This is a genomic window from Pseudomonas sp. DWRC2-2, from assembly GCF_049897885.1.
Lineage (GTDB): Bacteria > Pseudomonadota > Gammaproteobacteria > Pseudomonadales > Pseudomonadaceae > Aquipseudomonas > Aquipseudomonas azotoformans_A.
This window is the reverse complement of the sequence record NZ_JAFCXD010000002.1, coordinates 389090-411665: the sequence shown is the minus strand read 5'-3', so window position 1 is coordinate 411665 and position 22576 is coordinate 389090. Positions and strand designations below refer to the sequence as shown.

At 60.6% G+C, this 22576-nt stretch carries 23 protein-coding genes; 11 read left to right on the top strand and 12 right to left on the bottom strand.

Annotation, left to right across the window (positions count from 1 at the left end):
* Nucleotides 1-43: 43 nt before the first annotated feature.
* Genes ACP7EW_RS10455 through cmoB form a run of 4 tightly spaced genes read left to right on the top strand, consistent with a single transcriptional unit; the run spans nucleotide 44 to nucleotide 2823 of the window.
* A complete protein-coding gene (locus ACP7EW_RS10455; RefSeq protein WP_033902441.1) occupies nucleotides 44-433 on the top strand; it encodes a protease inhibitor I42 family protein in 390 nt (129 codons plus the stop codon).
* Between the two features lies 1 nt (nucleotide 434).
* The gene (locus ACP7EW_RS10450; protein ID WP_426216867.1) at nucleotides 435-1091 is read left to right on the top strand and encodes a lysoplasmalogenase; all 657 of its coding nucleotides are present in this window, start codon (nucleotides 435-437) and stop codon (nucleotides 1089-1091) included.
* Between the two features lie 35 nt (nucleotides 1092-1126).
* On the top strand, nucleotides 1127-1870 hold the full coding sequence (cmoA, locus tag ACP7EW_RS10445; RefSeq protein ID WP_426216865.1) for a carboxy-S-adenosyl-L-methionine synthase CmoA: 744 nt from the start codon (nucleotides 1127-1129) through the stop codon (nucleotides 1868-1870).
* The gene (cmoB, locus tag ACP7EW_RS10440; protein ID WP_426216864.1) at nucleotides 1867-2823 is read left to right on the top strand and encodes a tRNA 5-methoxyuridine(34)/uridine 5-oxyacetic acid(34) synthase CmoB; all 957 of its coding nucleotides are present in this window, start codon (nucleotides 1867-1869) and stop codon (nucleotides 2821-2823) included. Before cmoA ends, cmoB begins: the two co-directional genes overlap by 4 nt.
* A 3-nt stretch (nucleotides 2824-2826) precedes the next feature.
* Here the strand turns inward: cmoB and tadA are convergent, their stop codons facing one another.
* The 10 genes from tadA to lptF all read right to left on the bottom strand — a co-directional run bounded on the left by tadA (nucleotide 2827) and on the right by lptF (nucleotide 13169).
* On the bottom strand, nucleotides 2827-3324 hold the full coding sequence (gene tadA / locus ACP7EW_RS10435; RefSeq protein WP_033902446.1) for a tRNA adenosine(34) deaminase TadA: 498 nt from the start codon (nucleotides 3322-3324) through the stop codon (nucleotides 2827-2829).
* The gene (locus tag ACP7EW_RS10430; RefSeq protein ID WP_426216862.1) at nucleotides 3324-4700 is read right to left on the bottom strand and encodes a multicopper oxidase family protein; all 1377 of its coding nucleotides are present in this window, start codon (nucleotides 4698-4700) and stop codon (nucleotides 3324-3326) included. The genes tadA and ACP7EW_RS10430 overlap by 1 nt, the downstream gene beginning before the upstream one ends.
* A 103-nt stretch (nucleotides 4701-4803) precedes the next feature.
* Nucleotides 4804-5547, bottom strand: a complete 744-nt coding sequence (gene pdxJ, locus ACP7EW_RS10425; protein ID WP_038851278.1) for a pyridoxine 5'-phosphate synthase — start codon at nucleotides 5545-5547, stop codon at nucleotides 4804-4806.
* Nucleotides 5548-5598: 51 nt separating this feature from the next.
* The gene (recO, locus tag ACP7EW_RS10420) at nucleotides 5599-6288 is read right to left on the bottom strand and encodes a DNA repair protein RecO (protein WP_426216859.1); all 690 of its coding nucleotides are present in this window, start codon (nucleotides 6286-6288) and stop codon (nucleotides 5599-5601) included.
* A gap of 144 nt (nucleotides 6289-6432) precedes the next feature.
* Nucleotides 6433-7335 carry a GTPase Era gene (gene era, locus ACP7EW_RS10415; RefSeq protein ID WP_033902448.1) on the bottom strand — a complete coding sequence of 301 codons (903 nt, stop codon included), beginning with the start codon at nucleotides 7333-7335 and terminating at the stop codon, nucleotides 6433-6435.
* Entirely contained in the window at nucleotides 7328-8017 is a 690-nt protein-coding gene (rnc, locus tag ACP7EW_RS10410) for a ribonuclease III (RefSeq protein WP_033902449.1), read from the bottom strand. Before rnc ends, era begins: the two co-directional genes overlap by 8 nt.
* 150 nt (nucleotides 8018-8167) lie before the next feature.
* The gene (lepB, locus tag ACP7EW_RS10405) at nucleotides 8168-9022 is read right to left on the bottom strand and encodes a signal peptidase I (RefSeq protein WP_033902450.1); all 855 of its coding nucleotides are present in this window, start codon (nucleotides 9020-9022) and stop codon (nucleotides 8168-8170) included.
* 5 nt (nucleotides 9023-9027) lie between these two features.
* On the bottom strand, nucleotides 9028-10827 hold the full coding sequence (lepA, locus tag ACP7EW_RS10400; protein WP_003210439.1) for a translation elongation factor 4: 1800 nt from the start codon (nucleotides 10825-10827) through the stop codon (nucleotides 9028-9030).
* Nucleotides 10828-10978: 151 nt separating this feature from the next.
* Nucleotides 10979-12058, bottom strand: coding sequence for an LPS export ABC transporter permease LptG (lptG, locus tag ACP7EW_RS10395; protein ID WP_033902451.1), 1080 nt, complete (start codon nucleotides 12056-12058; stop codon nucleotides 10979-10981).
* Nucleotides 12051-13169 (bottom strand): LPS export ABC transporter permease LptF, encoded by a 1119-nt coding sequence (lptF, locus tag ACP7EW_RS10390; protein ID WP_028618984.1) that lies wholly within the window; start codon nucleotides 13167-13169, stop codon nucleotides 12051-12053. Before lptF ends, lptG begins: the two co-directional genes overlap by 8 nt.
* Before the next feature lie 282 nt (nucleotides 13170-13451).
* Here lptF and ACP7EW_RS10385 point away from each other — a divergent pair, with 282 nt between their 5' ends.
* The 5 genes from ACP7EW_RS10385 (at nucleotide 13452) to rlmF (ending at nucleotide 19895) form a co-directional block, all read left to right on the top strand.
* Nucleotides 13452-14942, top strand: a complete 1491-nt coding sequence (locus ACP7EW_RS10385) for a leucyl aminopeptidase (protein WP_426216855.1) — start codon at nucleotides 13452-13454, stop codon at nucleotides 14940-14942.
* Between the two features lie 54 nt (nucleotides 14943-14996).
* A complete protein-coding gene (locus tag ACP7EW_RS10380) occupies nucleotides 14997-15425 on the top strand; it encodes a DNA polymerase III subunit chi (protein WP_033902453.1) in 429 nt (142 codons plus the stop codon).
* A 7-nt stretch (nucleotides 15426-15432) separates the two neighbouring features.
* Nucleotides 15433-15816 carry a DNA polymerase III subunit chi gene (locus ACP7EW_RS10375; protein WP_426218045.1) on the top strand — a complete coding sequence of 128 codons (384 nt, stop codon included), beginning with the start codon at nucleotides 15433-15435 and terminating at the stop codon, nucleotides 15814-15816.
* Between the two features lie 100 nt (nucleotides 15817-15916).
* Nucleotides 15917-18763: a valine--tRNA ligase gene (locus tag ACP7EW_RS10370; protein ID WP_426216853.1), complete on the top strand. Its 2847-nt coding sequence runs from the start codon at nucleotides 15917-15919 to the stop codon at nucleotides 18761-18763.
* Nucleotides 18764-18875: 112 nt separating this feature from the next.
* The gene (rlmF, locus tag ACP7EW_RS10365; protein ID WP_133074557.1) at nucleotides 18876-19895 is read left to right on the top strand and encodes a 23S rRNA (adenine(1618)-N(6))-methyltransferase RlmF; all 1020 of its coding nucleotides are present in this window, start codon (nucleotides 18876-18878) and stop codon (nucleotides 19893-19895) included.
* Between the two features lie 64 nt (nucleotides 19896-19959).
* On the opposite strand, the gene ACP7EW_RS10360 is transcribed toward rlmF, so the two are convergent.
* Nucleotides 19960-20241 (bottom strand): HU family DNA-binding protein, encoded by a 282-nt coding sequence (locus tag ACP7EW_RS10360; RefSeq protein ID WP_003188840.1) that lies wholly within the window; start codon nucleotides 20239-20241, stop codon nucleotides 19960-19962.
* Nucleotides 20242-20637: 396 nt separating this feature from the next.
* Between ACP7EW_RS10360 and yejK the strand changes: the two genes are divergently transcribed.
* Entirely contained in the window at nucleotides 20638-21642 is a 1005-nt protein-coding gene (yejK, locus tag ACP7EW_RS10355) for a nucleoid-associated protein YejK (protein WP_010212893.1), read from the top strand.
* A complete protein-coding gene (locus ACP7EW_RS10350; RefSeq protein WP_426216850.1) occupies nucleotides 21642-21992 on the top strand; it encodes a glutaredoxin family protein in 351 nt (116 codons plus the stop codon). Before yejK ends, ACP7EW_RS10350 begins: the two co-directional genes overlap by 1 nt.
* Nucleotides 21993-22014: 22 nt before the next feature.
* Here ACP7EW_RS10350 and ACP7EW_RS10345 read toward each other — a convergent pair whose 3' ends face one another.
* Nucleotides 22015-22518, bottom strand: coding sequence for a GNAT family N-acetyltransferase (locus ACP7EW_RS10345; protein WP_061435425.1), 504 nt, complete (start codon nucleotides 22516-22518; stop codon nucleotides 22015-22017).
* Between the last annotated feature and the right edge of the window lie 58 nt (nucleotides 22519-22576).

Sequence of the window (22576 nt, the reverse complement as noted above, 5' to 3'; positions counted from 1 at the left end):
CTTCGGTTATGCTCGCCCTTCGTCGTGAATCAACGGAGCCCCCATGACCGCTGCCCGCCTGCTTCTCCCCTTGAGCCTTGCCCTGCTGGCCGCGTGCGCCAGTGCACCGAAGCAAAACGTCACCGTGGACAACCAGAGCGCCTGCCCGCTCCAGCTCAAAAGCGGACAAAACCTTATCCTCACCCTGCCAAGCAACCCCACCACCGGTTACCGCTGGGCCATCCAGGACTCCGCTGGCGGCGTGCTGCGCGCGCTGAGCCCGGAGGTCTACAGCAGCTCGGAATCCGGTGTGATCGGTGGCGGCGGCCAGTCGACCTGGCGTTTCCAGGCTTTCGCAGCCGGCCAAGGGCGTTTGCGCCTGACCTCCCAGCAACCCTGGGAGCCGGAAGCCGAACCCGTCGAAACCTTTGACTGCGCCATTACGGTGAACTGATATGCCATGGCTGATTCTTGCGTTGATGGGCGCCGGCACCTTTATCTACGGGCTGACCACCCATGCCACCTTGTTGTGCCTGCTGGTCAAACCGCTGCCGGTCCTGGCGCTGTTGGGTTGGCTGCACGACGCACCGCCCACCGACTATCGACGCTGGATCAGCCTGGGGCTGATTTTTTCCCTGGTGGGTGACGTATTGCTCGCCTGGCCGGGCGACCTGTTCATCTTCGGCTTGGGTGCCTTCCTGTTTGCGCATTTGGCGTACCTCAAAGCCTATTTCAGTGACTGTCGTCGTCTGGCGCTGCTGCCGCTGGTATTGGCGCTGGGCGTGAGCGCAATCCTGCTGAGCATCCTGATCTCCCATGGCCTGGGCGACCTGCTGGTTCCTGTAGTGGTTTATGCAACCGTGATCAGTGCCATGCTCTGGCGTGCGTTGGCGCGACTGGGCAGCGATGTGCCGAAGCGTTCGGCATGGCTGGCGGCTGCGGGTGCGGCGTCGTTTGTGTTTTCTGACACGCTGATCGGTATCAATCGGTTTGTGGTGGCGTTCGATGCAGCGCCGTATTTGCTGATCAGTACCTATTGGCTGGGCCAGTGGGGCATCACTGCCTCGGCTTTCCATCAGACAACCCGCGCACACCAAGGCCAACTTGGCTAAAATGCCGGCCTTTCCCCATCGTCGCCGGAACAACCGTGAGCAAAGAACCCGATCGCCTATTCGCCCAGCCCCTGCCCCAGGTGCCGGACTTCGCCTTTAACGAGGACGTGGTGCGGGTGTTCCCGGACATGATCAAGCGTTCGGTGCCAGGCTACCCGACCATCGTCGAGAACCTCGGCGTACTCGCCGCGCAGTTCGCCCAGCCCAATAGCGTGTTGTATGACCTGGGATCCTCGCTGGGCGCGGTGACCCAGGCCCTGCGCCGCCACGTGCGCACCGACGGTTGCCGGGTAATCGCGGTGGATAACTCGGCCGCGATGGTCGAGCGGTGCCGCGAATACCTCAATGGCCAGGACTCGATGTTCCAGGAGCTGCTGCCGGTCGAGGTTATCGAGGGCGATATCCTCGCGCTGCAGTTCCAACCGGCCTCGGTGGTGGCGCTGAATTTCACCCTGCAATTCATCGCGCCCGATGAACGCCTGGCGCTGCTCGCGCGCATCCGCCAGTCGCTGTTGCCGGGTGGCGCGCTGATCCTCTCAGAAAAGCTGCGTTTCAACGATGCAGACGAACACGCGCTGCTCACCGATCTGCACATCGCGTTCAAACGCGCCAACGGCTACAGCGAACTGGAAATCGCCCAGAAACGCAGCGCCATCGAAAACGTCATGAAGCCCGACAGCCTCGAAGAACACCGCGAACGCCTGCTGGCGGCCGGTTTTTCGACAGTCGTGCCGTGGTTCCAGTGTCTTAACTTTGCCTCGTTGATTGCCTTGCCATGATTGATCTGTCTCCCCTCGCCCGCCATCTGGTCGGCACTCCCCTGGCCGTGTGGGCCCAGGGCCTGCAAGCGCAACTCGATAGCAAGATGGAAAAGGGTCATGGCGACCTGGAACGCTGGCAGAGTGCGCTGGATGCACTGCCAAAAATCCAGCCCAGCGAAGTGGATTTGCTCAACGGCCTGACGCTCGATACTGACTGCGACGATGACACCCGCGTGCAGATGCATGCCGCGCTGATGGGCCTGAGTCCGTGGCGCAAAGGGCCATTCAACCTGTTCGGCGTGCATGTGGACACCGAATGGCGCTCGGACTGGAAGTGGTCCCGCGTGGCACCACACCTGAACCTGAAGGGCAAGCGCATCCTCGACGTGGGCTGCGGCAACGGTTACTACATGTGGCGCATGCTCGGCGCCGGGGCCGACAGCGTGATTGGCGTGGACCCGAACTGGCTGTTCTTCTGTCAGTTCCAGGCGGTGCAACGTTATCTGTCCGAGCCCAAGGCCTGGCACCTGCCGTTCCCCTTCGAAGACCTGCCGGCGAATCTGGAAGGCTTCGACACGGTGTTTTCCATGGGGGTGTTCTATCACCGGCGTTCGCCCATCGAGCATTTGCTGGCGCTGAAGGACACCCTGGTCAAAGGCGGCGAACTCGTCCTGGAAACCCTTGTGGTCGAAGGCGATCAGCAGCAGGTGCTGGTGCCGGAAGACCGCTACGCGCAGATGCGCAACGTATGGTTCCTACCGTCAGTGCCGGCGTTGATGCTGTGGCTACGCCGCGCAGGATTCAGCGACGTGCGCTGTGTGGATGTGAGTGTGACCACGGTCGAGGAACAGCGTGGGACCGCGTGGATGAAGTATCAGTCGCTGAGTGACTTCCTCGATCCGCACGATCACAGCAAGACGATTGAAGGGCTGCCGGCGCCGATGCGGGCGGTGATCATCGCCCGCAAATAAATCTCAAAGGGACGGCTTGGCTCTTCGCGCCTTGAAGAACTCACTCAAGACCGTCCCGCATTCCTCGGCCAACACTCCCCCTTCAAACAGCACCTTATGATTGAGAAAGCCCTGGGTAAAAAACTGCCCCTGGCTTTGCACGATCCCCGCTTTGGGTTCCAGCGCGCCATACACCACGCGCGCAATCCGCGAATGCACGATCAGCCCCGCGCACATGCTGCACGGCTCCAGGGTCACATAGAGCGTGCTGCCCACCAGGCGATAGTTGCTGATGGCCTGCGCGGCGGCGCGGATGGCGACCATTTCGGCGTGGGCGCTGGGGTCGTTGCCGCTGATGGGGCAGTTGAAGCCACGGCCGATGATTTCGCCGTCTTGCACCAGCACCGCACCGACGGGCACTTCACCCAATGCAGCGCCTTGGGCGGCAAGGGCCAAGGCTTCGCGCATGAAGTCCTGGTCGCGGCTGCGGTCGATGATCGCGGTAGGGCGGAACTGACGCATCACGCCACCTCGATGGCGGCCATCAGGCCGGTTTCCATGTGGTCGATCACGTGGCAGTGGAACATCCACACCCCTGGGTTATCCGCCACCAACGCCACGCGAGCGCGCTCGTTTTTACCCAACAGGTAGGTGTCGGTGAAGTACGGGATCACCTTGTGGCGGTTCGAGGCGATCACCTTGAAGCTCATGCCGTGCAGGTGAATCGGGTGCTGGTACTGGGTCATGTTCTTCAATTCGAAAATGTAACTCTTGCCCTTTTCCAGCTTGGCAATCGGGCGCTCGGCACAGGTCTTGTCGGTGATGTCCCAGGCCTTGCCGTTGATCTGCCACAGGCTTGGTGGTTTCCCGTCATCCACGGACACCGTGCCGACCCACTCGAAATTGAAGTTGAGTTTCTCCGCATTGGCCAGGTCCGGCTCGGCAATCGGGTTGGCGGGCAATGCAGGCGGCCACTCAGTCGGCGCATCGGCGTTGGCCACCGAACGGAAGGTACCCAGGCGTACCGGGCCATTGCGGATCGACAGCTCTTCGCCCGCCGGCGGTGCCTTGATCGCCAGGCAGATGCGCATGCCGGGGCCCAACCAGTATTCCTTGCCCAGCGGGCGCGGCTCGATGGGGTTGCCGTCCAGCGCGTAGATCTGCGCCTCGACATCCGGAATGTTGATGCGATAGGTCAGGGTGTTGTCGAGGTTGAGCAGCCGCACGCGAGTGATCTGTCCGGCGGGCAAATCGACGACTGCCTGGGACACGCCATTGATCGTCGACAACCGCCCGGCCGTGCCGCCGCGTGCCGCTTCACGGGGAATGCTGAAGGCCACGAAAGCGCCCTCTTCGTCCACATGCCAGCTCTTCAGGCTAAGCGTGCGTTCGTGTTTGAAACCGGTGGGTTCGCGCTCTTCGATGATCAGCGGGCCGACCAGGCCACGGCCGAGTTCTTCGCTGCTGTTCACGTGGGGGTGATACCAGTAGCTGCCGGCGTCGGGCACACGGAATTTGTAATCGAAATACTCACCGGGCAGTACCGGCAACTGCGAGACGTAGGGCACGCCGTCCATTTCCAGCGGCAGGCGGATGCCATGCCAATGGATGGTGGTGGCGACCGGCAAGTGGTTGATGAAACGCACCCGCAGCCATTCGCCCTGGCGCACCCGCAACTCGGTGCCCGGCGCTGACGGGCCAAATGCCCAGGCTTCGGTCTTGTGGCCCGGCACCAGTTCCACGTCGAGCGGCGCGGCGATCAGCTCGTAATCATGCCCCGCCTCGGCCTCGGCAACTTTCCCCATCCAGTAGCGGTAGGCGCCACCGGCACCGACGCCTACTACGGCCAGGCCTGCAAGACCACCCAGGATTTGTCGACGGGAAAAGGATCGGGACACAACAACCTCACGTATCGGCCGCAGGCCCAGGGCCTGCAAAGGGCAGATACGATACACCTGCCCTGGCTAAACAGTAAGGCTTCGCATTGCCGCAGTAGGCGGATCAGGCCTTGGCGGCCGCCAGGATCAGGGCTTTCATCTCGGCCACGGCACCTTTGAAACCGACGAACAGCGCGTGCGCCACCAGCGCATGGCCGATGTTCAACTCATTGATGCCCTTGATCGCCGCCACGGCTTCGACGTTGTGGTAGTGCAGGCCGTGACCGGCGTTGACGATCAAGCCTTGCTTGAGGCCGCAGCTCACGCCGTCGATGATACGTTGCAGCTCATCGGCCACTTCAGTCGGCGTGGTGGCATCGGCGTAACGGCCGGTGTGCAGTTCAATGGCCGGTGCACCGACACGGCGCGAGGCTTCGATCTGGCGCTCGTCAGCGTCGATGAACAGCGAGACTTCGCTGCCGATCTTCGACAAGCGCTCCACGGCGGCCTTGATCCGCGCTTCCTGGCCAGCCACATCGAGACCGCCTTCGGTGGTCAGTTCCTGGCGGGTTTCCGGCACCAGGCAAATGTGCGCCGGGCGGATGCGCTCGGCGAATTGCATCATTTCCTCGGTGACGCCCATTTCGAAGTTCATGCGGGTTTGCAGAACGTCCTTGAGCACCAGCACGTCACGCTCCTGGATGTGGCGGCGGTCTTCGCGCAGGTGCACGGTGATGCCGTCGGCGCCCGCTTCTTCGGCGTCCAGCGCGGCCTTGACCGGATCAGGGTAACGGGTGCCCCGGGCCTGGCGCAGGGTAGCGACGTGGTCGATGTTGACGCCAAGAAGAATGCGATTGCTGGTGGTCACGGAAGCGCTCCTGAAAAGGGAAAGAAACGCTGCACAGCATACACGGGGTTGTCAGGGCTTTCGAAACAACTCGCGACTGACCAGCGGCCGTCCGCCCAAGTGCACGGCCAGGGCCTGGCGCATCAGGCGCTTGGCGGCAGACAGCGCACCCGGTGCGGCCCAGTCGGCTTCACTCATGGCCAGCAACTCGGTGCCCTGGAACAGACCCGGTTGCAGCAGGTAGACACGCTCCAGGCCCGCGTCGACTTGCAGGCGGTACATACCGTCGGCGGCGATGGGGTTGCCGTGCAGGTCGTTGGCCAGTTCGAAACCGTAACCCAGGTCGTCGAGCAGGCGCCATTCGAAGGCGCGCAGGAGTGGTTCCAGAGGGCGCCCTTCGGCCAGGGCGAGCAAGGTGGCAGCGTAGTGATCGAAGACGGCCGGGTGCGGGTCTTCGGCAGGAAGCAGGCGGATCAACAGCTCATTGAGGTAGAGACCACTGAACAGCGCCTCGCCATTGAGCCAGGCGGACGTGCCGACGCCTTCCATGCGACCGACGTTCTTCAGCTCGCCCTTGCCGCGAAACTCCACGTCCAGGGCCACGAATGGCCGTGCCAGCGTGCCCGCCTTGCCTCGCGCACTACGCAAGACTGCACGCAGGCGGCCTTGGGGCGTGAGGAAGTCCACCAAGGCGCTGGTCTCACGGTAGGCGCGGCTGTGCAGGACGTAGGCGAGTTGGCTGGGGGGTGGGGATTGGGACATGGAAGTCTCTTCGCAGAACTTAAGAACAGCGACCAACCAATGTGGGAGCGGGCTTGCCCGCGAAAGCTGTAGTGAATTCACCACCGCTATCGCAGGCAAGCCAGCTCCCACATAAGCCCGCTCACACAGAGGTTCCGCGGTGTGTTAGAGGTCGCCGTAGCCCAGGGAGCGCAATGCACGCTCATCATCGGACCAACCACCCTTCACCTTCACCCACAGGTTGAGCATGATCTTGGAGTCGAACAGCAATTCCATGTCCTTGCGCGCTTCGGTGCCGATACGCTTGATGCGCTCGCCCTTGTCGCCAATGATGATTTTCTTCTGGCCGTCACGTTCGACGAGGATCAGCGCATGGATGTGCAAGGTCTTGCCCTGCTGCTTGAACTCTTCAATTTCGACGGTGATCTGGTAAGGCAGCTCAGCGCCCATCTGGCGCATGATTTTCTCGCGCACCAGTTCAGCGGCGAGGAAACGGCTGCTGCGGTCGGTGATCTGGTCTTCCGGGAAGAAATGCTCGTTTTCCGGCAGGTGCTCGGCGATCACTCGCTCCAAGGCGTCCAGATTGTGGCCGTGCTGGGCGGAGATCGGGATGATCTGCGCGTTCGGCAGTTGTTCCTGCAACCAGCTCAGGTGCGGCATCAATTCGGCTTTGTCTTCGATACGGTCGGTCTTGTTCAACGCGACGATCAGCGGGCCGGTGACATACTGCACACGCTCCAGGACCATCTGGTCTTCGTCGGTCCACTTGGTGCGGTCAACCACGAAGATCACCACGTCGACGTCTTTCAACGCCGCCGAAGCGGTCTTGTTCATGTAGCGGTTCAGGGCTTTCTCGCCACCTTTGTGCATACCCGGGGTGTCGACGTAGACCGCTTGCACGGTGCCTTCGGTCTTGATGCCCAGCATGTTGTGGCGGGTGGTCTGCGGCTTGCGCGAGGTGATCGCGAGTTTCTGGCCGAGGATGTGGTTCAGCAGCGTGGACTTGCCCACGTTCGGGCGGCCGACGATGGCAACATAGCCACAGCGTGTTGCGGTTGAATCAGTCATGGCCATTCTCCACGCCCAGGGCAATCAGTGCTGCAGCGGCCGCTACCTGTTCGGCAATACGACGGCTCACACCCTGACCTCGGCTTTTTTCGTTCAGTAAGGTGATTTCACATTCCACGAAGAACACGCGGCAATGGGGCTCACCCTGGATATCCACCACTTCGTAGCGTGGCAGTTCGCAACCACGGGACTGCAGGAATTCCTGCAGGCGGGTCTTGGGGTCTTTGTTGGTGTCGACCAGCGTGAGGCTTTCGATCTCGGAGGTCAGCCACGCGGTGACGCGCTCCTTGGCTGCTTCCATGCCTGCATCGAGGTAGATGGCACCGATCAGCGCTTCGAGGGCGTCGGCCAGGATCGATTCACGGCGGAAACCACCACTTTTCAGTTCACCGGAGCCCAGGCGCAGGTACTCACCCAGGCCGAAACCACGGGCCAGCACGGCCAGGGTCTCGCCCTTCACCAGGCGGGCGCGCAAGCGCGACAACTGGCCTTCACGGGCTTGGGGGAAACGCTCGAACAGCGCTTCACCGGCGACGAAGTTGAGGATGGCATCACCGAGGAATTCCAGGCGCTCGTTGTTGCGCCCTGCAAAGCTGCGGTGTGTGAGGGCAAGGACCATCAATTCCTGGTCCTTGAAGGTGTAGCCGAGCTGGCGCTCGAGACGACTTAGAGAAACGGTCACGGTTTACCCATATCTGTTTGGTGGCACCGGCGGCCATCGACGATTGACGCAGTGTTCAAATTCAAATCCTGGTTGGTACAGCATGAGGCAGGACAGATTTGTCCCCACCCCAGAAAAGCATTCGGCGCTGTGTTCACAGCGCCGCCTGTATTACTTGATCAGCCCGACCCGCGAGAAGTTCGGCAGGTGGCTGAGTTTGGGTTCCGGCCAGCTCATCCAGACCGCGAAGGCCTTGCCGACGATATTCTGGTCGGGAACCATGCCCAGCAGGTCCTTGGGAATGTTGGGGTCATCCCAGTACCGGCTGTCATTGGAGTTGTCGCGGTTGTCGCCCATCATGAAGTAGTGCCCGGCCGGCACTGTCCACTGGCCGTCAGGCTGTGCGCGGTAGCGGCTCATTTCCTTGCGGATTTCGTGCTCTACCGTGCCGAGTTTTTCCTGGTACAGCTCAGCGCTGCCCAGGCTGTTCGGCTCGGAGCCGATCAGTTTCTCGGCCACCGACTCACCGTTGATGAACAGGCGCTTGTCGCTGGTGTAGCGGATCACGTCGCCCGGCAGGCCAACCACACGCTTGATGTAGTTGACGTTCGGGTCGCTCGGGTAGCGGAACACCATCACATCGCCGCGCTGCGGGTCACCGACTTCGATGACCTTCTTGTCGATCACCGGCAGGCGGATCCCGTAGGAAAACTTGTTCACCAGGATGAAGTCGCCGACGTCCAGGGTAGGTTTCATCGACCCCGACGGGATCTGAAACGGCTCTACCAGGAACGAACGCAGCACCAGCACGATGAACAACACCGGGAAGAACGACTTGCCGTACTCAACCAGCAACGGCTCTTTGTTCAGCTTCTCGATCACCACGCCATCGGGCTGGCTGACGCTGCCCTGATAGGACGCGATAGCCGCCCGCCGACGCGGGGCGAAGAACACCAGATCGAGCAACGCCAAGAGACCGCAAACGGCAACGGCGATGACCAGCAACAGCGGGAAATTTAGCGACATAGGACCTAACTATCCAACCTGAGCACCGCAAGGAAGGCTTCTTGTGGAATTTCCACGTTACCTACTTGCTTCATGCGTTTTTTACCGGCCTTTTGCTTCTCAAGCAGCTTTCGCTTACGGCTTACGTCACCGCCGTAGCATTTGGCCAGTACGTTCTTTCTGAGTGCCTTGACGGAGGTCCGTGCAATGATCTGCCCGCCAATGGCGGCCTGGATCGCGACGTCGAACATCTGGCGCGGAATCAGTTCTTTCATCTTCTCGGTCAACTGGCGACCTTTGTAGTGCGCGTTGTCCTTGTGCACGATGAGTGCCAGGGCATCGACCTTGTCGCCGTTGATCAGCACATCCAGCTTCACCAGATTAGCCGATTGGTAACGGTCGAAATGGTAATCCAGCGAAGCATAGCCGCGACTGGTGGATTTGAGACGGTCGAAGAAGTCCAGCACCACTTCGTTCATCGGCAAATCGTAGGTCACTTGCACCTGGGTACCGAGGAACAGCATGTCGTGCTGTACGCCACGCTTTTCGATACACAGGGTAATGACGTTGCCCAGGTGTTCCTGCGGCACAAGAATATTGGCGCGCACGATCGGTTCGCGCATGTCTTCGATGGAAGACAGGTCTGGAAGCTTGGACGGGTTGTCGACGTAAATCGTTTCACCGGTTTTCAGCGCCAACTCGAAAATAACCGTCGGCGCGGTGGTGATCAGGTCCAGGTCGTATTCACGCTCGAGGCGCTCCTGGATGATCTCCATGTGCAGCATGCCGAGGAAGCCGCAACGGAAGCCGAAGCCCAGGGCGTCGGAGCTTTCCGGGGTGTACTGCAACGACGAGTCGTTGAGGGTCAGCTTTTGCAGGGCTTCGCGGAAGTCTTCGAAGTCGTCGGAGCTGACCGGGAACAGGCCGGCGTAGACTTGCGGCTGGATGCGCTTGAAGCCCGGCAGCACGTCGACGTCAGGGGTGGAGCTCAAGGTCAGGGTGTCACCGACTGGCGCACCGTGGATGTCCTTGATACCGGCAATGATGAAGCCTACTTCGCCGGCTTTCAGATCAGTGGTCGCGGTGTGCTTGGGGTTGAAGACACCGACGCTGTCCACCAGGTGGATCTTGCCGGTGGACTTGACCAGGATCTTGTCGCCTTTCTTCACACGGCCATGGCGCACGCGGACCAGGGAAACAACGCCCAGGTAGTTGTCGAACCAGGAGTCGATGATCAACGCTTGCAGCGGATCTTCGTAGTTGCCGGTTGGCGCAGGAATGGTCTTGACCAGGCGCTCGAGCACTTCATCGACGCCCAGGCCGGTCTTGGCGCTGCACTCGACGGCGTCGGTGGCATCAATGCCGATGATTTTTTCGATTTCTTCTTTGACGCGGTCCGGATCGGCTTGTGGCAAGTCGATCTTGTTCAGCACCGGCATCACTTCCAGGCCCTGCTCGATGGCCGTGTAGCAGTTGGCGACGGACTGGGCTTCAACGCCCTGGCCCGCGTCCACCACCAGCAACGCACCTTCACAGGCCGCCAGGGAACGGCTGACTTCATAGGTAAAGTCGACGTGGCCCGGGGTGTCAATGAAGTTCAGCTGGTACTTGATACCGTCTTTGGCGGTGTAGTACAGGGTGACGCTGTGGGCCTTGATGGTGATCCCGCGCTCGCGTTCGAGGTCCATGGAGTCCAGGACCTGGGCTTCCATTTCACGCTCGGCAAGGCCGCCGCACATCTGGATGAATCGATCGGCCAGCGTCGACTTACCATGGTCAATGTGGGCGATGATGGAGAAATTGCGGATATGACTCAAATCACTCACGGATCAACACTCAAAAAGGCTGCAGGCAGATTGCCCGCTGAAAAATAGCCGGGAATTGTACCTGATGCTCGGGCCAGACGTCATCTTTGCTGACCAGAACAAAAATGCCCCGATCTCTCGACCGGGGCATTTTTTGTTCATAAGCGCGCAATCAACCGGCGCGGCGCAGTAGCCAGAAGCCGGCCAGGGCGCAGATGGCTGTGGGCACGAGCACCGCAAACAGCGGCGAAAAGCCAAACACCAGGCTCGACGGGCCAAGCAGGTCCTGGGCGATGCGGAAGGTGAAGCCAACCAATACACCCGTGAACACGCGCTGACCGAGGGTCACGGAACGCAACGGGCCGAAGATGAAGGAAATCGCCATCAGCACCAGTGCAGCGGTTACCACTGGCTGCAACACCTTGACCCAAAATGCCAGCCAGTAGCGGCCGTTGTTCAGGCCCTGGTCCTTCAAGTAGTGGATGTAACCCCACAGACCGGAGATTGGCAGGCTTTCCGGGATCATCACCACAGTATTGAGCAATTGCGGCTTAAGGGCGATGTCCCACTCTTCGCTAGGCACATTGATCACTTCGGTGCTGGCGTTGGAGCCTTTGTCGATGTTGCGGAAATACGTAGTGGTAATGTCGCTCAGTTGCCACTTTTCGCCACTGTATTGCGCACGTTTGGCGAAACTCGACGACAGCAGGTGGCGTTCTTTGTCAAAGGTGTAACGCGTCACACCAATCAACAGGCCACCCGGCTGCACGGCGTTGATGTGGATGAATTCATCGCCCTGGCGGTGCCACAGGCCGTGCTTGGAGCTTTGTGCGTCGCCCGAACCCTGGGCCAGGGCACGATTGGCCTGGGCCGTGGTTTCGGCCGGCGGCGCGACGTATTCACCGATCAGCACGCTGCACGCCATCAGCAGCAGCATGGGCTTCATGACCGCCCAGACGATACGACCGATGGACACGCCGGCGGCGCGCATGATGGTCAGTTCGCTGTTGCTGGCCAGGCTGCCCAGGCCGATCAGGCAGCCGATCAGAGCGGCCATCGGCATCATGTCGTAGAGGCGGCGCGGCGCGGTGAGGGCCACGTAGCTCAGCACGTCCCACACGGTGTAGGTGTCGGTGACGTTACCCACTTCATCGATGAAGGCGAACAACGACGCCAAGCCGAGGATGATGCCCAACACCGCCAGGATGGCGATCAGTACGCTGCTACCAATGTAGCGATCGAGCTTAGCCACGAGCCAACTCCTTCTGGCCACGACGGCTCATCATTTTCAAACGGATCGGTTCCCAATAGAGCAGGCCCAGGCCAATCACCAGGAATATCCCGTGCACCCACCACAGGCCCAGGGTTGGCGACAGCTTGCCCTTCTCCAGGGAACCACGGGCGGAAATCAGGATGGTGAGGTAAGCCATGTACAGCAGGATCGCCGGCAACAGCTTGAGGAAGCGGCCCTGACGCGGATTGACGCGCGACAGCGGCACCGCCATCAAGGTCACGATAAACACCAGCAGCGGCAGGGAAATCCGCCATTGCAGCTCGGCAATCGAGCGCAGCTCCTTGCTGCCGAACAGCTCGGTGGTCGGGATGGCGTCGCGGTCGGTGACTTCGTCGCTGATATCCGGACGGGCCAGCATCACGCCATAGGTGTCGTATTTGATCGCACGGTAATCGGCCATGCCCGGGCTGCCATCGTAGCGATAGCCATTTTCCAGGATCAGGTAGCGACTGCCGTCAGGACGCACTTCCTGGCGACCGGAATCGGCCACCAGCACGGAAATGCCCCGGTCTTTCTTGTCCTGCCCCAGGCGCTTCTCGGAGATGAACACGCCGCCCAGGTTGGCACGGTCGTCGGTCAGGGTCTCGGTGTAGGTCACCCGCGAACCGTCATTGAGCGCTTGGAAGCGGCCTGGCTCGAGGGTGTCGAACTCGGTCATCGCGTCCTGTTTGTTCAGTACCAGCTGGAATTGCATGGCGCCTTGGGGGGCCAGGCTCAGGCTCAGCCAGGCGACGATCAGCGCGACGCCAGCGGCCGGGATCATGGTCATGCCCAGCAGGCGTTGCTGGCTCATGCCGGTGGCTGAGAGCACGGTCATTTCGCTTTCGAGGTACAGCCGGCCGTAGGCCAGCAGGATCCCGAGGAACAGGCCGAGCGGCAAGATCAGCTGCAGGAAGCCCGGCAGGCGAAAGCCCATGATCAGGAACAGCGAGCCCGGATCCAGTGCGCCGGAGGCAGCCTGGGCCAGGTATTTGACGAAACGACCACTCATGATGATGACCAGCAACACCGCACTCACGGCACTCAGGGTCAACAGGACTTCGCGGGACAGATAACGGAAGACGATCAAACCAGACACTCCAGGGTTGTCAGGCTAAGGCGGCCAAACAAGCAAGCATACCGAGTCAGCCCGTTTGCACAGGCCGGCTAAAAAGATGGCGCATTATCCTGTGATTGACCGCGCCTGTCACGGAGCTTGCTCATGCACGTGCACAAAGCGGGTGACAAGGGTTGTCAGGCTCCGCCGGCGAGGTTCAAACTGCGGCCTTTGTCGCCGGCGGCTTACACAGCTGCCTGGTATTAAAGCCGGAGTACAGACTCCTGGCTAACCGACCTTATAAGGGACCCGAAAATGGAATTGGTTGTAAAAAGCGTTAGCCCCGAAACGTTGAAAACCGCCACCCTCGTGGTCGCCATCGGCGAAGGCCGCAAGCTCGGCGTTGCCGCCAAGCAACTCGACGAACTCAGCGGCGGCGCCATCAGCGCAGTGCTCAAGCGCGGCGACCTGGCCGGCAAAGTCGGCCAGAGCCTGCTGTTGCAGAGCCTGCCCAACCTGAAAGCCGACCGCGTATTGCTGGTAGGCGTGGGCAAGGACGCTGAACTGGGCGACCGTCCGTTCCGCAAAATCGTCAGCGGCATCCTCACCACCCTCAAGGGCCTGGGCGGCAGCGACGCCACGCTTGCACTCGATGAAGTCGTGGTCAAAGGCCGTGACAGCTACGGCAAGACCCGCCTGCTGGCCGAGAGCCTGGTGGACGGCGGCTACCTATTCGACCAGTTCAAGAGCACCAAGGCCGAACCCCGCGCCCTGAAGAAAATCACCCTGCTGACCATCAAGGCCGCCCAGGCTGAAGTCGAGCGCGCCGTGACTCACGCCACCGCCATCGCCAACGGCATGTCGTTTACCCGTGACCTGGGCAACCTGCCGCCGAACATCTGCCACCCGACTTTCCTCGGCGAACAAGCCAAGGCGCTGGGCAAAGAGTTCAAGGGCCTGAAAGTCGAAGTGCTGGACGAGAAGAAGATCAAGGAACTGGGCATGGGCTCGTTCTATGCCGTGGGCCAGGGCAGCGACCAGCCGCCTCGCCTGATCGTGATGCAATACAACGGCGGCAAGAAGTCCGAGAAACCTTACGCCCTCGTCGGTAAAGGCATCACCTTTGACACCGGCGGCATCAGCCTCAAGCCGGGCCTGGGCATGGACGAAATGAAGTACGACATGGGCGGCGCCGCCAGCGTGTTCGGCACCCTGCGCGCAGTGCTGGAACTCAAGCTGCCGATCAACCTGGTGTGCATCCTGGCCTGTGCCGAGAACATGCCGAGCGGCGGCGCGACCCGTCCCGGCGACATCGTCACTACCCTGAGCGGCCAGACCGTCGAAATCCTCAACACCGACGCCGAAGGCCGCCTGGTGCTGTGCGATGCCCTGACCTACGCCGAGCGCTTCAAGCCACAGGCGGTGATCGACATCGCGACCCTGACCGGCGCCTGCATCGTCGCCCTGGGTTCGCACACCTCGGGCCTGCTGGGCAACAGCGATGAGCTGATCGAGCAACTGCTCAGCGCCGGTAAAGCCGCCGACGACCGCGCCTGGCAACTGCCGCTGTTCGATGAGTACCAGGAGCAGTTGGACAGCCCGTTCGCCGACATCGCCAACATCGGCGGTCCGAAAGCCGGCACCATCACCGCTGCGTGCTTCCTGTCGCGCTTTGCCAAGAACTTCAACTGGGCGCATCTGGACATCGCCGGCACGGCCTGGACCAGTGGCGGCAAGGACAAGGGCGCAACCGGCCGTCCGGTTCCCCTGCTGACCCAGTACCTGCTGGATCGCGCCAAGGCCTGAAACTGAAGACGCCGGGGTGGTGATTGTCTCACCGCCCCGGCCTCAGGAACCGCAATGACCCAAGTCGACTTCTATATATTGCCCAGCGCCGACCCGCTCGCGCGCCTGGACTTTGCCTGCAAACTCACCGAAAAAGCCTGGCGCATGGGCCACCGCATCTACCTGCATTGCAGCGATGCCGCCCAACGCGATGAGCTGGATGCCCGCCTGTGGCGCTTCAAGGGCGAAAGTTTCGTGCCTCACGGCCCCGCCGAGTCCGAACCCGACGGCCTGGTTGTCCTGGGTTTAGGCGACAGTTGTGGCGATCACCAGGACCTGCTGGTCAACCTGGACCTGAAAGTACCGCCGTTCGCCAAGGCCTTCGCCCGTGTGGCGGAAGTGGTGGTGGAAGACCCGGCGATTCGTCAGGCCGCGCGGGAGAGTTTCCGTTTCTACCGCGAACAGGGCTATCCTCTGCAAGATCACCGGCTACAACGACTTTGAGTACATGATGGACAATCCCAACCCTATAAAAAAAGACGACCACCTGCTGGACGACCTAGAGTCGATCCGTCAGTTGCTCGGTGATGATGACTTGCAACCGCCGCTGTTGACCGAATCGGTCGAGGGCGAGGTACAGATTCCGCTGTTGTTCGACATGGTCGGCGGCAAACCCGTCGAGCCGGAGCCGGTTGCGGTAGCCCCCGCCGTCGAACCTGCCGCTGCTGAAAAAGGGCCAGATGCCTTGCTGCTGCATCTGGACAACGAACTGCGCGCCGCCGCGCAGTTGATCATGCAAGACGTGATCGACGACTTTGCCCCGCATATCGAGACCGAGATCAAGCGCCGGCTGGATGCGCGGATGGAGCGGTTGTTGAGCCAATACCAGTCATAAGTCCTATCAGGAGCGATTTTGCTCGCTCCTACCCCTCTCCCCTATCCCCCGTTATACTTGCCGGCTTTCCTGAATAATGCCAACTAGGGTCCCGCCGCGCATGGATAAGACCTACCAGCCGCACGCCATCGAAACTTCCTGGTACAACACCTGGGAATCCGAGAATTATTTCGCCCCGCAAGGCGCGGGCGATTCCTACACCATCATGATTCCGCCACCGAACGTCACTGGCAGCCTGCACATGGGCCATGGCTTCAACAATGCGATCATGGATGCGTTGATCCGTTTCCGCCGCATGCAGGGCCGCAACACCCTGTGGCAACCGGGTACCGACCATGCCGGTATCGCCACCCAGATGCTGGTGGAACGCCAACTCGAAGCCACCGGCCAGAGCCGTCACGACCTGGGCCGCGAGAAATTCCTGGAAAAGATCTGGGAATGGAAAGACCAGTCCGGCGGTAACATCAGCCGTCAGATCCGTCGCCTGGGCTCGTCCGTCGACTGGAGCCGCGAGCGCTTCACCATGGACGACGGTCTGTCGGAAGCCGTGAAAGAAGCCTTCGTGCGCCTGCATGAAGACGGCCTGATCTACCGCGGCAAGCGCCTGGTCAACTGGGACACCAAGTTGCACACGGCAATTTCCGACCTCGAAGTGGAAAACCACGACGAGAAAGGCTTCCTGTGGAACCTCAAGTACCCGTTGGCCGACGGCGCCAAGACTGCTGAAGGCAACGACTACCTGATCGTCGCCACCACCCGTCCGGAAACCATGCTCGGCGATGCCGCCGTCGCGGTTAACCCGAACGACGAGCGCTACCAGGCGCTGATCGGCAAGTTCGTCGAGCTGCCATTGGTCGGCCGCCGCATCCCGATTATCGCGGACGACTACTGCGACCCTGAATTCGGCACCGGCTGCGTGAAAATCACCCCGGCCCACGATTTCAACGACTATGAAGTCGGCAAGCGCCACAACCTGCCGCTGCTGAATATCTTCGACAAAAACGCCGCCGTACTGCCAGCCTGCCAGGTGTTTAACCTGGACGGTACGCTGAACGACAGCATCGACGGCAAGATCCCGGCCGAATACGCCGGCCTTGACCGTTTCGAAGCACGCAAGCAGATCGTCGCCGCCTTCGACGCTGCCGGTTTGCTGGTGAGCGTTGACGACCACGGCCTGAAGGTGCCGAAAGGCGACCGTTCCGGCACCGTGATCGAGCCGTGGTTGACCGACCAATGGTACGTGTCCACCAAGCCGTTGGCAGAACCTGCCATCGCCGCCGTGGAAGATGGCCGCATCCAATTCGTGCCGAAACAGTACGAAAACATGTATTTCTCGTGGATGCGTGACATCCAGGATTGGTGCATCAGCCGTCAGTTGTGGTGGGGCCACCGCATTCCGGCCTGGTACGACGAGTCGGGCAAGGTCTATGTAGGCCGCGACGAAGCCGAAGTGCGCGCCAAGCACAACCTCGGTGCCGACGTTGCGCTGCAACAGGACAACGACGTACTGGACACCTGGTTCAGCTCGGGCCTGTGGACGTTCTCCACTTTGGGCTGGCCGCAGCAGACCGAATTCCTGAAGAAATTCCACTCCACCGACGTACTGGTCACCGGCTTCGACATCATTTTCTTCTGGGTTGCCCGGATGATCATGCTGACCATGCACCTGGTGAAGAACGAGGATGGCACGCCGCAGGTACCGTTCAAGACCGTGTACGTGCATGGCCTGGTGCGTGATGGCCAGGGCCAGAAGATGTCCAAGTCCAAGGGCAACGTCCTGGATCCGCTGGACATTATCGACGGCATCGACCTGGAAACCCTGGTGCAGAAACGCACCTCGGGCCTGATGCAACCGAAACTGGCGAAGAAGATCGAAAAGCAGACCCGCGACGAGTTCGCCGACGGCATCGCCAGCTACGGCACCGACGCCCTGCGCTTCACCTTCTGCTCGCTGGCGTCCACCGGTCGCGACATCAAGTTCGACATGGGCCGCGTCGAAGGCTATCGCAACTTCTGCAACAAGATCTGGAACGCGGCGCGCTACGTGCTGGACAAGGGCGAAGACTGCGGCCAGAACGGCGAAGCCTATGAGCTGAGCCTGGCCGACCGTTGGATCATTTCGCAGCTGCAACGCACCGAAGCCGAAGTGACCCGCCAACTCGACCAGTTCCGTTTCGACCTGGCCGCACAGGCTTTGTACGAGTTCATCTGGAACCAGTATTGCGACTGGTACCTGGAACTGTCCAAGCCAGTCTTGTGGGACGAAAACGCGCCGGTCGAACGCCAGCGCGGCACCCGTCGCACCCTGGTGCGCGTACTGGAAGTGGCGCTGCGTTTGGCACACCCGTTCATGCCGTTCATCACCGAAGAAATCTGGCAGCGCCTGGCGCCGCTGGCCGGTATCGAAGGCAAGACCATCATGCTGCAGCCTTGGCCGGTGGCCAACGAAGCGCGTATCGATGAGGCCGCTGAAAGCGATATTGAGTGGCTCAAGACGCTGATGATGGGCACGCGTAACATCCGTGCCGAGATGAATATCGGGCCGGGCAAGCCATTGGCGGTGTTTGTGAAGAACGCCAGCGCTGAAGATCAGCGTCGCCTCACCGAGAACGATGCACTGCTCAAGAAGTTGGCGAAGCTGGAGTCGATCACCGTATTGGCAGCCGGCGCCGAAGCACCGCTGTCCGCCACCGCACTGGTTGGCGAAATGGAAGTGCTGGTCCCGATGGCCGGCTTGATCGACAAAGATGCCGAACTGGCGCGTCTCGACAAGGAAATCGGCCGCCTGCAAGGCGAAGTGCAACGCGTGGGCGGCAAGCTGTCCAACGCGGCCTTCGTCGACAAGGCACCGGCTGAAGTGATCGAGAAAGAACGCGCCAAGCTGGCCGAGGCTGAACAGGCCCTGGGCAAGCTGGCAGAGCAACATGCGCGGATTTCCAGCCTGTAAGGTGTAAACCGTGTGAAAAAAGAGACCTTCGGGTCTCTTTTTTTATGCCTGCCGTAAGTCGCCGGAGAATGTGGGACAATGCCCACCACTTTGAGCCAACACCAGAATCATCATGACCGCCCCCAGCACGCCCAAGCCTCCACGCAAGAAGCCTAAAACCGCCGCCCCGGCCAAGCCCGTCGCGCCGCGCAAAGAGGCGACCCTGCACCCACGCAACCGCCACACAGGCCGTTACGACTTCCCGGCGCTGATCAAGACCACGCCGGAACTGGCGAAATTCGTGATCATTAACCCGTACGGCAAGGAAAGTATCGACTTCGCCAGCCCGGATGCGGTGCGGGTGTTCAACCGAGCGCTGCTGAAAGCCTTCTATGGCATCCAGCACTGGGACATCCCGCAGGACTACCTGTGCCCACCGGTACCGGGGCGTGCGGACTACGTACACTTCCTGGCTGACCTGCTGGCCAGCACCAACGATGGCAAGATCCCGCGCGGTTCTATCGTCAAGGTGCTGGACATCGGCATGGGCGCCAACTGCGTCTACCCGCTGATTGGCTACATGGAATACCGCTGGAATTTCCTCGGTTCGGAAGTCGACCCTATCGCCGTGGCTGCGGCCAAGGCCATCGTGCAGTCCAACGACCTGAGCAAGGTCATCCAGTTGCGTCAGCAAACCAATCCCAAGCAGATCCTGCTGGGCCTGCTGGAGCCGGGCGAGCGTTTTGACCTGACCATGTGCAACCCGCCGTTCCATGCGTCCATGGAGGAAGCGACCAAGGGCAGCGAACGCAAGTGGCGCGCCCTGGGCAAGGCCGATCCGAAGCGCAAGTTGCCGGTGCTGAACTTTGGTGGCCAATCGGCCGAGCTGTGGTGTGAAGGCGGTGAAGCACGTTTTGTAACGCAACTGATCGCCGAGAGCGCGCATTTTGCCCACAAGGTGTTGTGGTTCAGCACCCTGGTGTCAAAAGCATCGAACTTGCCCGCCATCGAGACCGCCCTGAAAAAGGCCGGTGTCCTGGAAAGCCAGGTGGTGGAAATGTCCCAGGGTCAGAAGCAGAGCCGATTTGTGGCGTGGACCTTCCAGACCAAGAACGAGCAACAGATCTGGCGCCAGCGCTGGGTTCGCGACTGACATATCGCAGGCAACAAAAAACCGTGCCCGGATCGCTCCGGAGCACGGTTTTTTTTGCTGCGTCTTACTTGTTAACAGCGTCGGTCAGGCCTTTGGCCACAACCAGCTTGATAACTTTCTTGGCAGCGATTTCGATGGCAGCGCCAGTCGAAGGGTTACGGCCAGTACGGGCAGGACGCTCGGTCACTTTCAGTTTGCCAACGCCTGGCAGAGTGATTTCGCCGCCGTTTTCCAGCTGGTCAGCAACAACTTGGCTCAGTTGGTCCAGCAGAGCGCGCACGGTGGTTTTCGGTGCGTCTACTGCTTCAGCCAGGTCAGCGATCAGTTGGTCTTTAGTAATAGCCATTGTGGTGTTCCTTCCCTATCAAATTCATATGGATTGCAGAGTGCAGTGTCAGCCGTCGAGCCCGACCGTCTAGGCCTGGCACCCCCGGCTATAACCACGGAGATCGGGGTTATAGATGCTTGAAACGGGGATTGGTTCGACCTGACAGATGCTGAATGCACGCTTATCGCCGAGACTTGGCGTAAGACGGGGCAAAACTAGCACAGAGACAGGGAAATATCCGCTTCTACCTACCCATTTGGTCAGCTTTATCGCTCTAAACCGTGAAAAAAAGGCATATGACCCGTCGGACGGCGACCAAAACACCCTTCGAAGCCCGTCTCGGCCAATGGTGCGGTACACTTGGCGACTTTTCGGGGAGGCCCACCGCTCCCCGCTCAACCAGCCGAGAAGCCTATGCCGATCCGTCATTGCATCGTCCACCTGATCGACAAAAAACCCGACGGCACACCTGCAGTTCTCCACGCCCGCGACTCCGAGCTTGCCGAGTCGGCCGCCATCGAGAACATGCTTGCCGACCTCAACGAGAGCTATAACGCCAAACAAGGCAAGGCCTGGGGTTTCTTCCATGCCGAATCCGGCGCGCACCCGTTCAGCGGCTGGTTGAAGGAGTATTTCGACGGTGGTCAGGATTTCACCACCTTCAGCCGTACGGCGGTCGAGCATCTGCAGAAGCTGATGGAGGAGTCCAACCTCTCCACCGGCGGCCATGTGCTGTTCGCCCACTACCAACAGGGCATGACCGACTACCTGGCCATCGCCCTGCTGCACCACAGCGAAGGCGTGGCGGTGACCGACGAGTTGGACGTGACCCCTTCGCGCCACCTGGACCTCGGCCAATTGCACCTGGCGGCACGCATCAACGTGTCGGAGTGGCAGAACAACAAGCAGTCCAAGCAATACATCTCGTTTATCAAGGGCAAGAACGGCAAGAAGGTCTCGGAATACTTCCGCGACTTCATCGGCTGCCAGGAAGGCGTCGACGGCCCGGGCGAGACCCGCACCTTGCTCAAGGCCTTCAGTGACTTCGTCGAAAGCGAAGACCTGCCGGACGAATCCGCCCGCGAGAAAACCAAGACCCTGGTGGACTACGCCAGCAGCCAGGCCAAGCTCGGTGAACCGATGGGCCTGGAAGAACTCTCGGGGTTGATCGATGAAGATCGGCCTAAGGCGTTCTACGACCACATCCGCAACAAAGACTACGGCCTGTCGCCGGAAATCCCGGCGGACAAGCGCACCCTCAACCAGTTCCGCCGCTTCACCGGCCGTGCCGAAGGCTTGTCCATCAGCTTCGAAGCGCACCTGCTGGGCGACAAGATCGAGTACGACGAAGCTGCCGGCACCTTGATCATCAAGGGGCTGCCGACTCAACTGACTGATCAGCTCAAGCGCCGTAACTGATGCTCGGCGGGGTTTTCAAGAAAGTCCTGCTGGTGTTGCTGGTGGTGGTGGTGATCCAGAACTGGGGCAAGATCGAGCGGGTGTTCAATCCATCGCAAGTAGCGCCCGAGCAGGTACGCGCTTCGGCGCGGGTGGTGCTTTATTCCACCGAGTGGTGCGGTTACTGCAAGCAGATCCGCCGCTTTCTGGACCAGAAAGGCATTCCCTACCAGGCGGTCGATATCGAGAAGGATGCCCAGGCGCGCAAGGCGTATGAGGCGTTGGGCGGGGGCGGGATTCCGTTTGTAGACGTGAACGGCACGCTGATCCGTGACTACGACCCGGAAGCGATCATGGCCGCTTTGAAATAAACCAACCTACTCAACGTCGGGATCAGGAAGTGGGTTTTCTGTTCAGATACGTGTGATTGTCCTGAGGGCTGCGAACATAGTAATTGTCGAATTCGCTACTTTCGACGAACTGAAAGCCATGCCGCGTATAAAAACGATTTGAAGCGCTTTCCCTGAGGGCACCCACCCGCAATGTCATGGCCGCAGAATCCGCCTCCATGAAGATGTGTCGAAGGACAACCGAACCGATCCCCACCCCCTGTGCGTTGGGCTTGATGTACAGGTGATCAAGCAACCACCCATCGTAATCAGGTTTAACGACCACGAAACCCACCCGCTGGCCGGAAACCTCGATATGGCGAGTGAAGGTGGCACTAAAGCCCTCACGAAAACGCTCTCGGGCGCGTACAGGGTCGAATCGGCCAATACGTTCAAGACTTTCACGCATGGCTTCAATCCGAAGGGCGACAAGCGCTTCGAAGTCGCTGGGTTGAGTCACGACAAGCGTGACCGAAGGGTTATCCGTGGCGGCAAACTGTAACTGCATCCTGAGCGCTCAATTTTTATCCGGCGGCGCCCATCAAGGACCGCATAAATCATGCCTA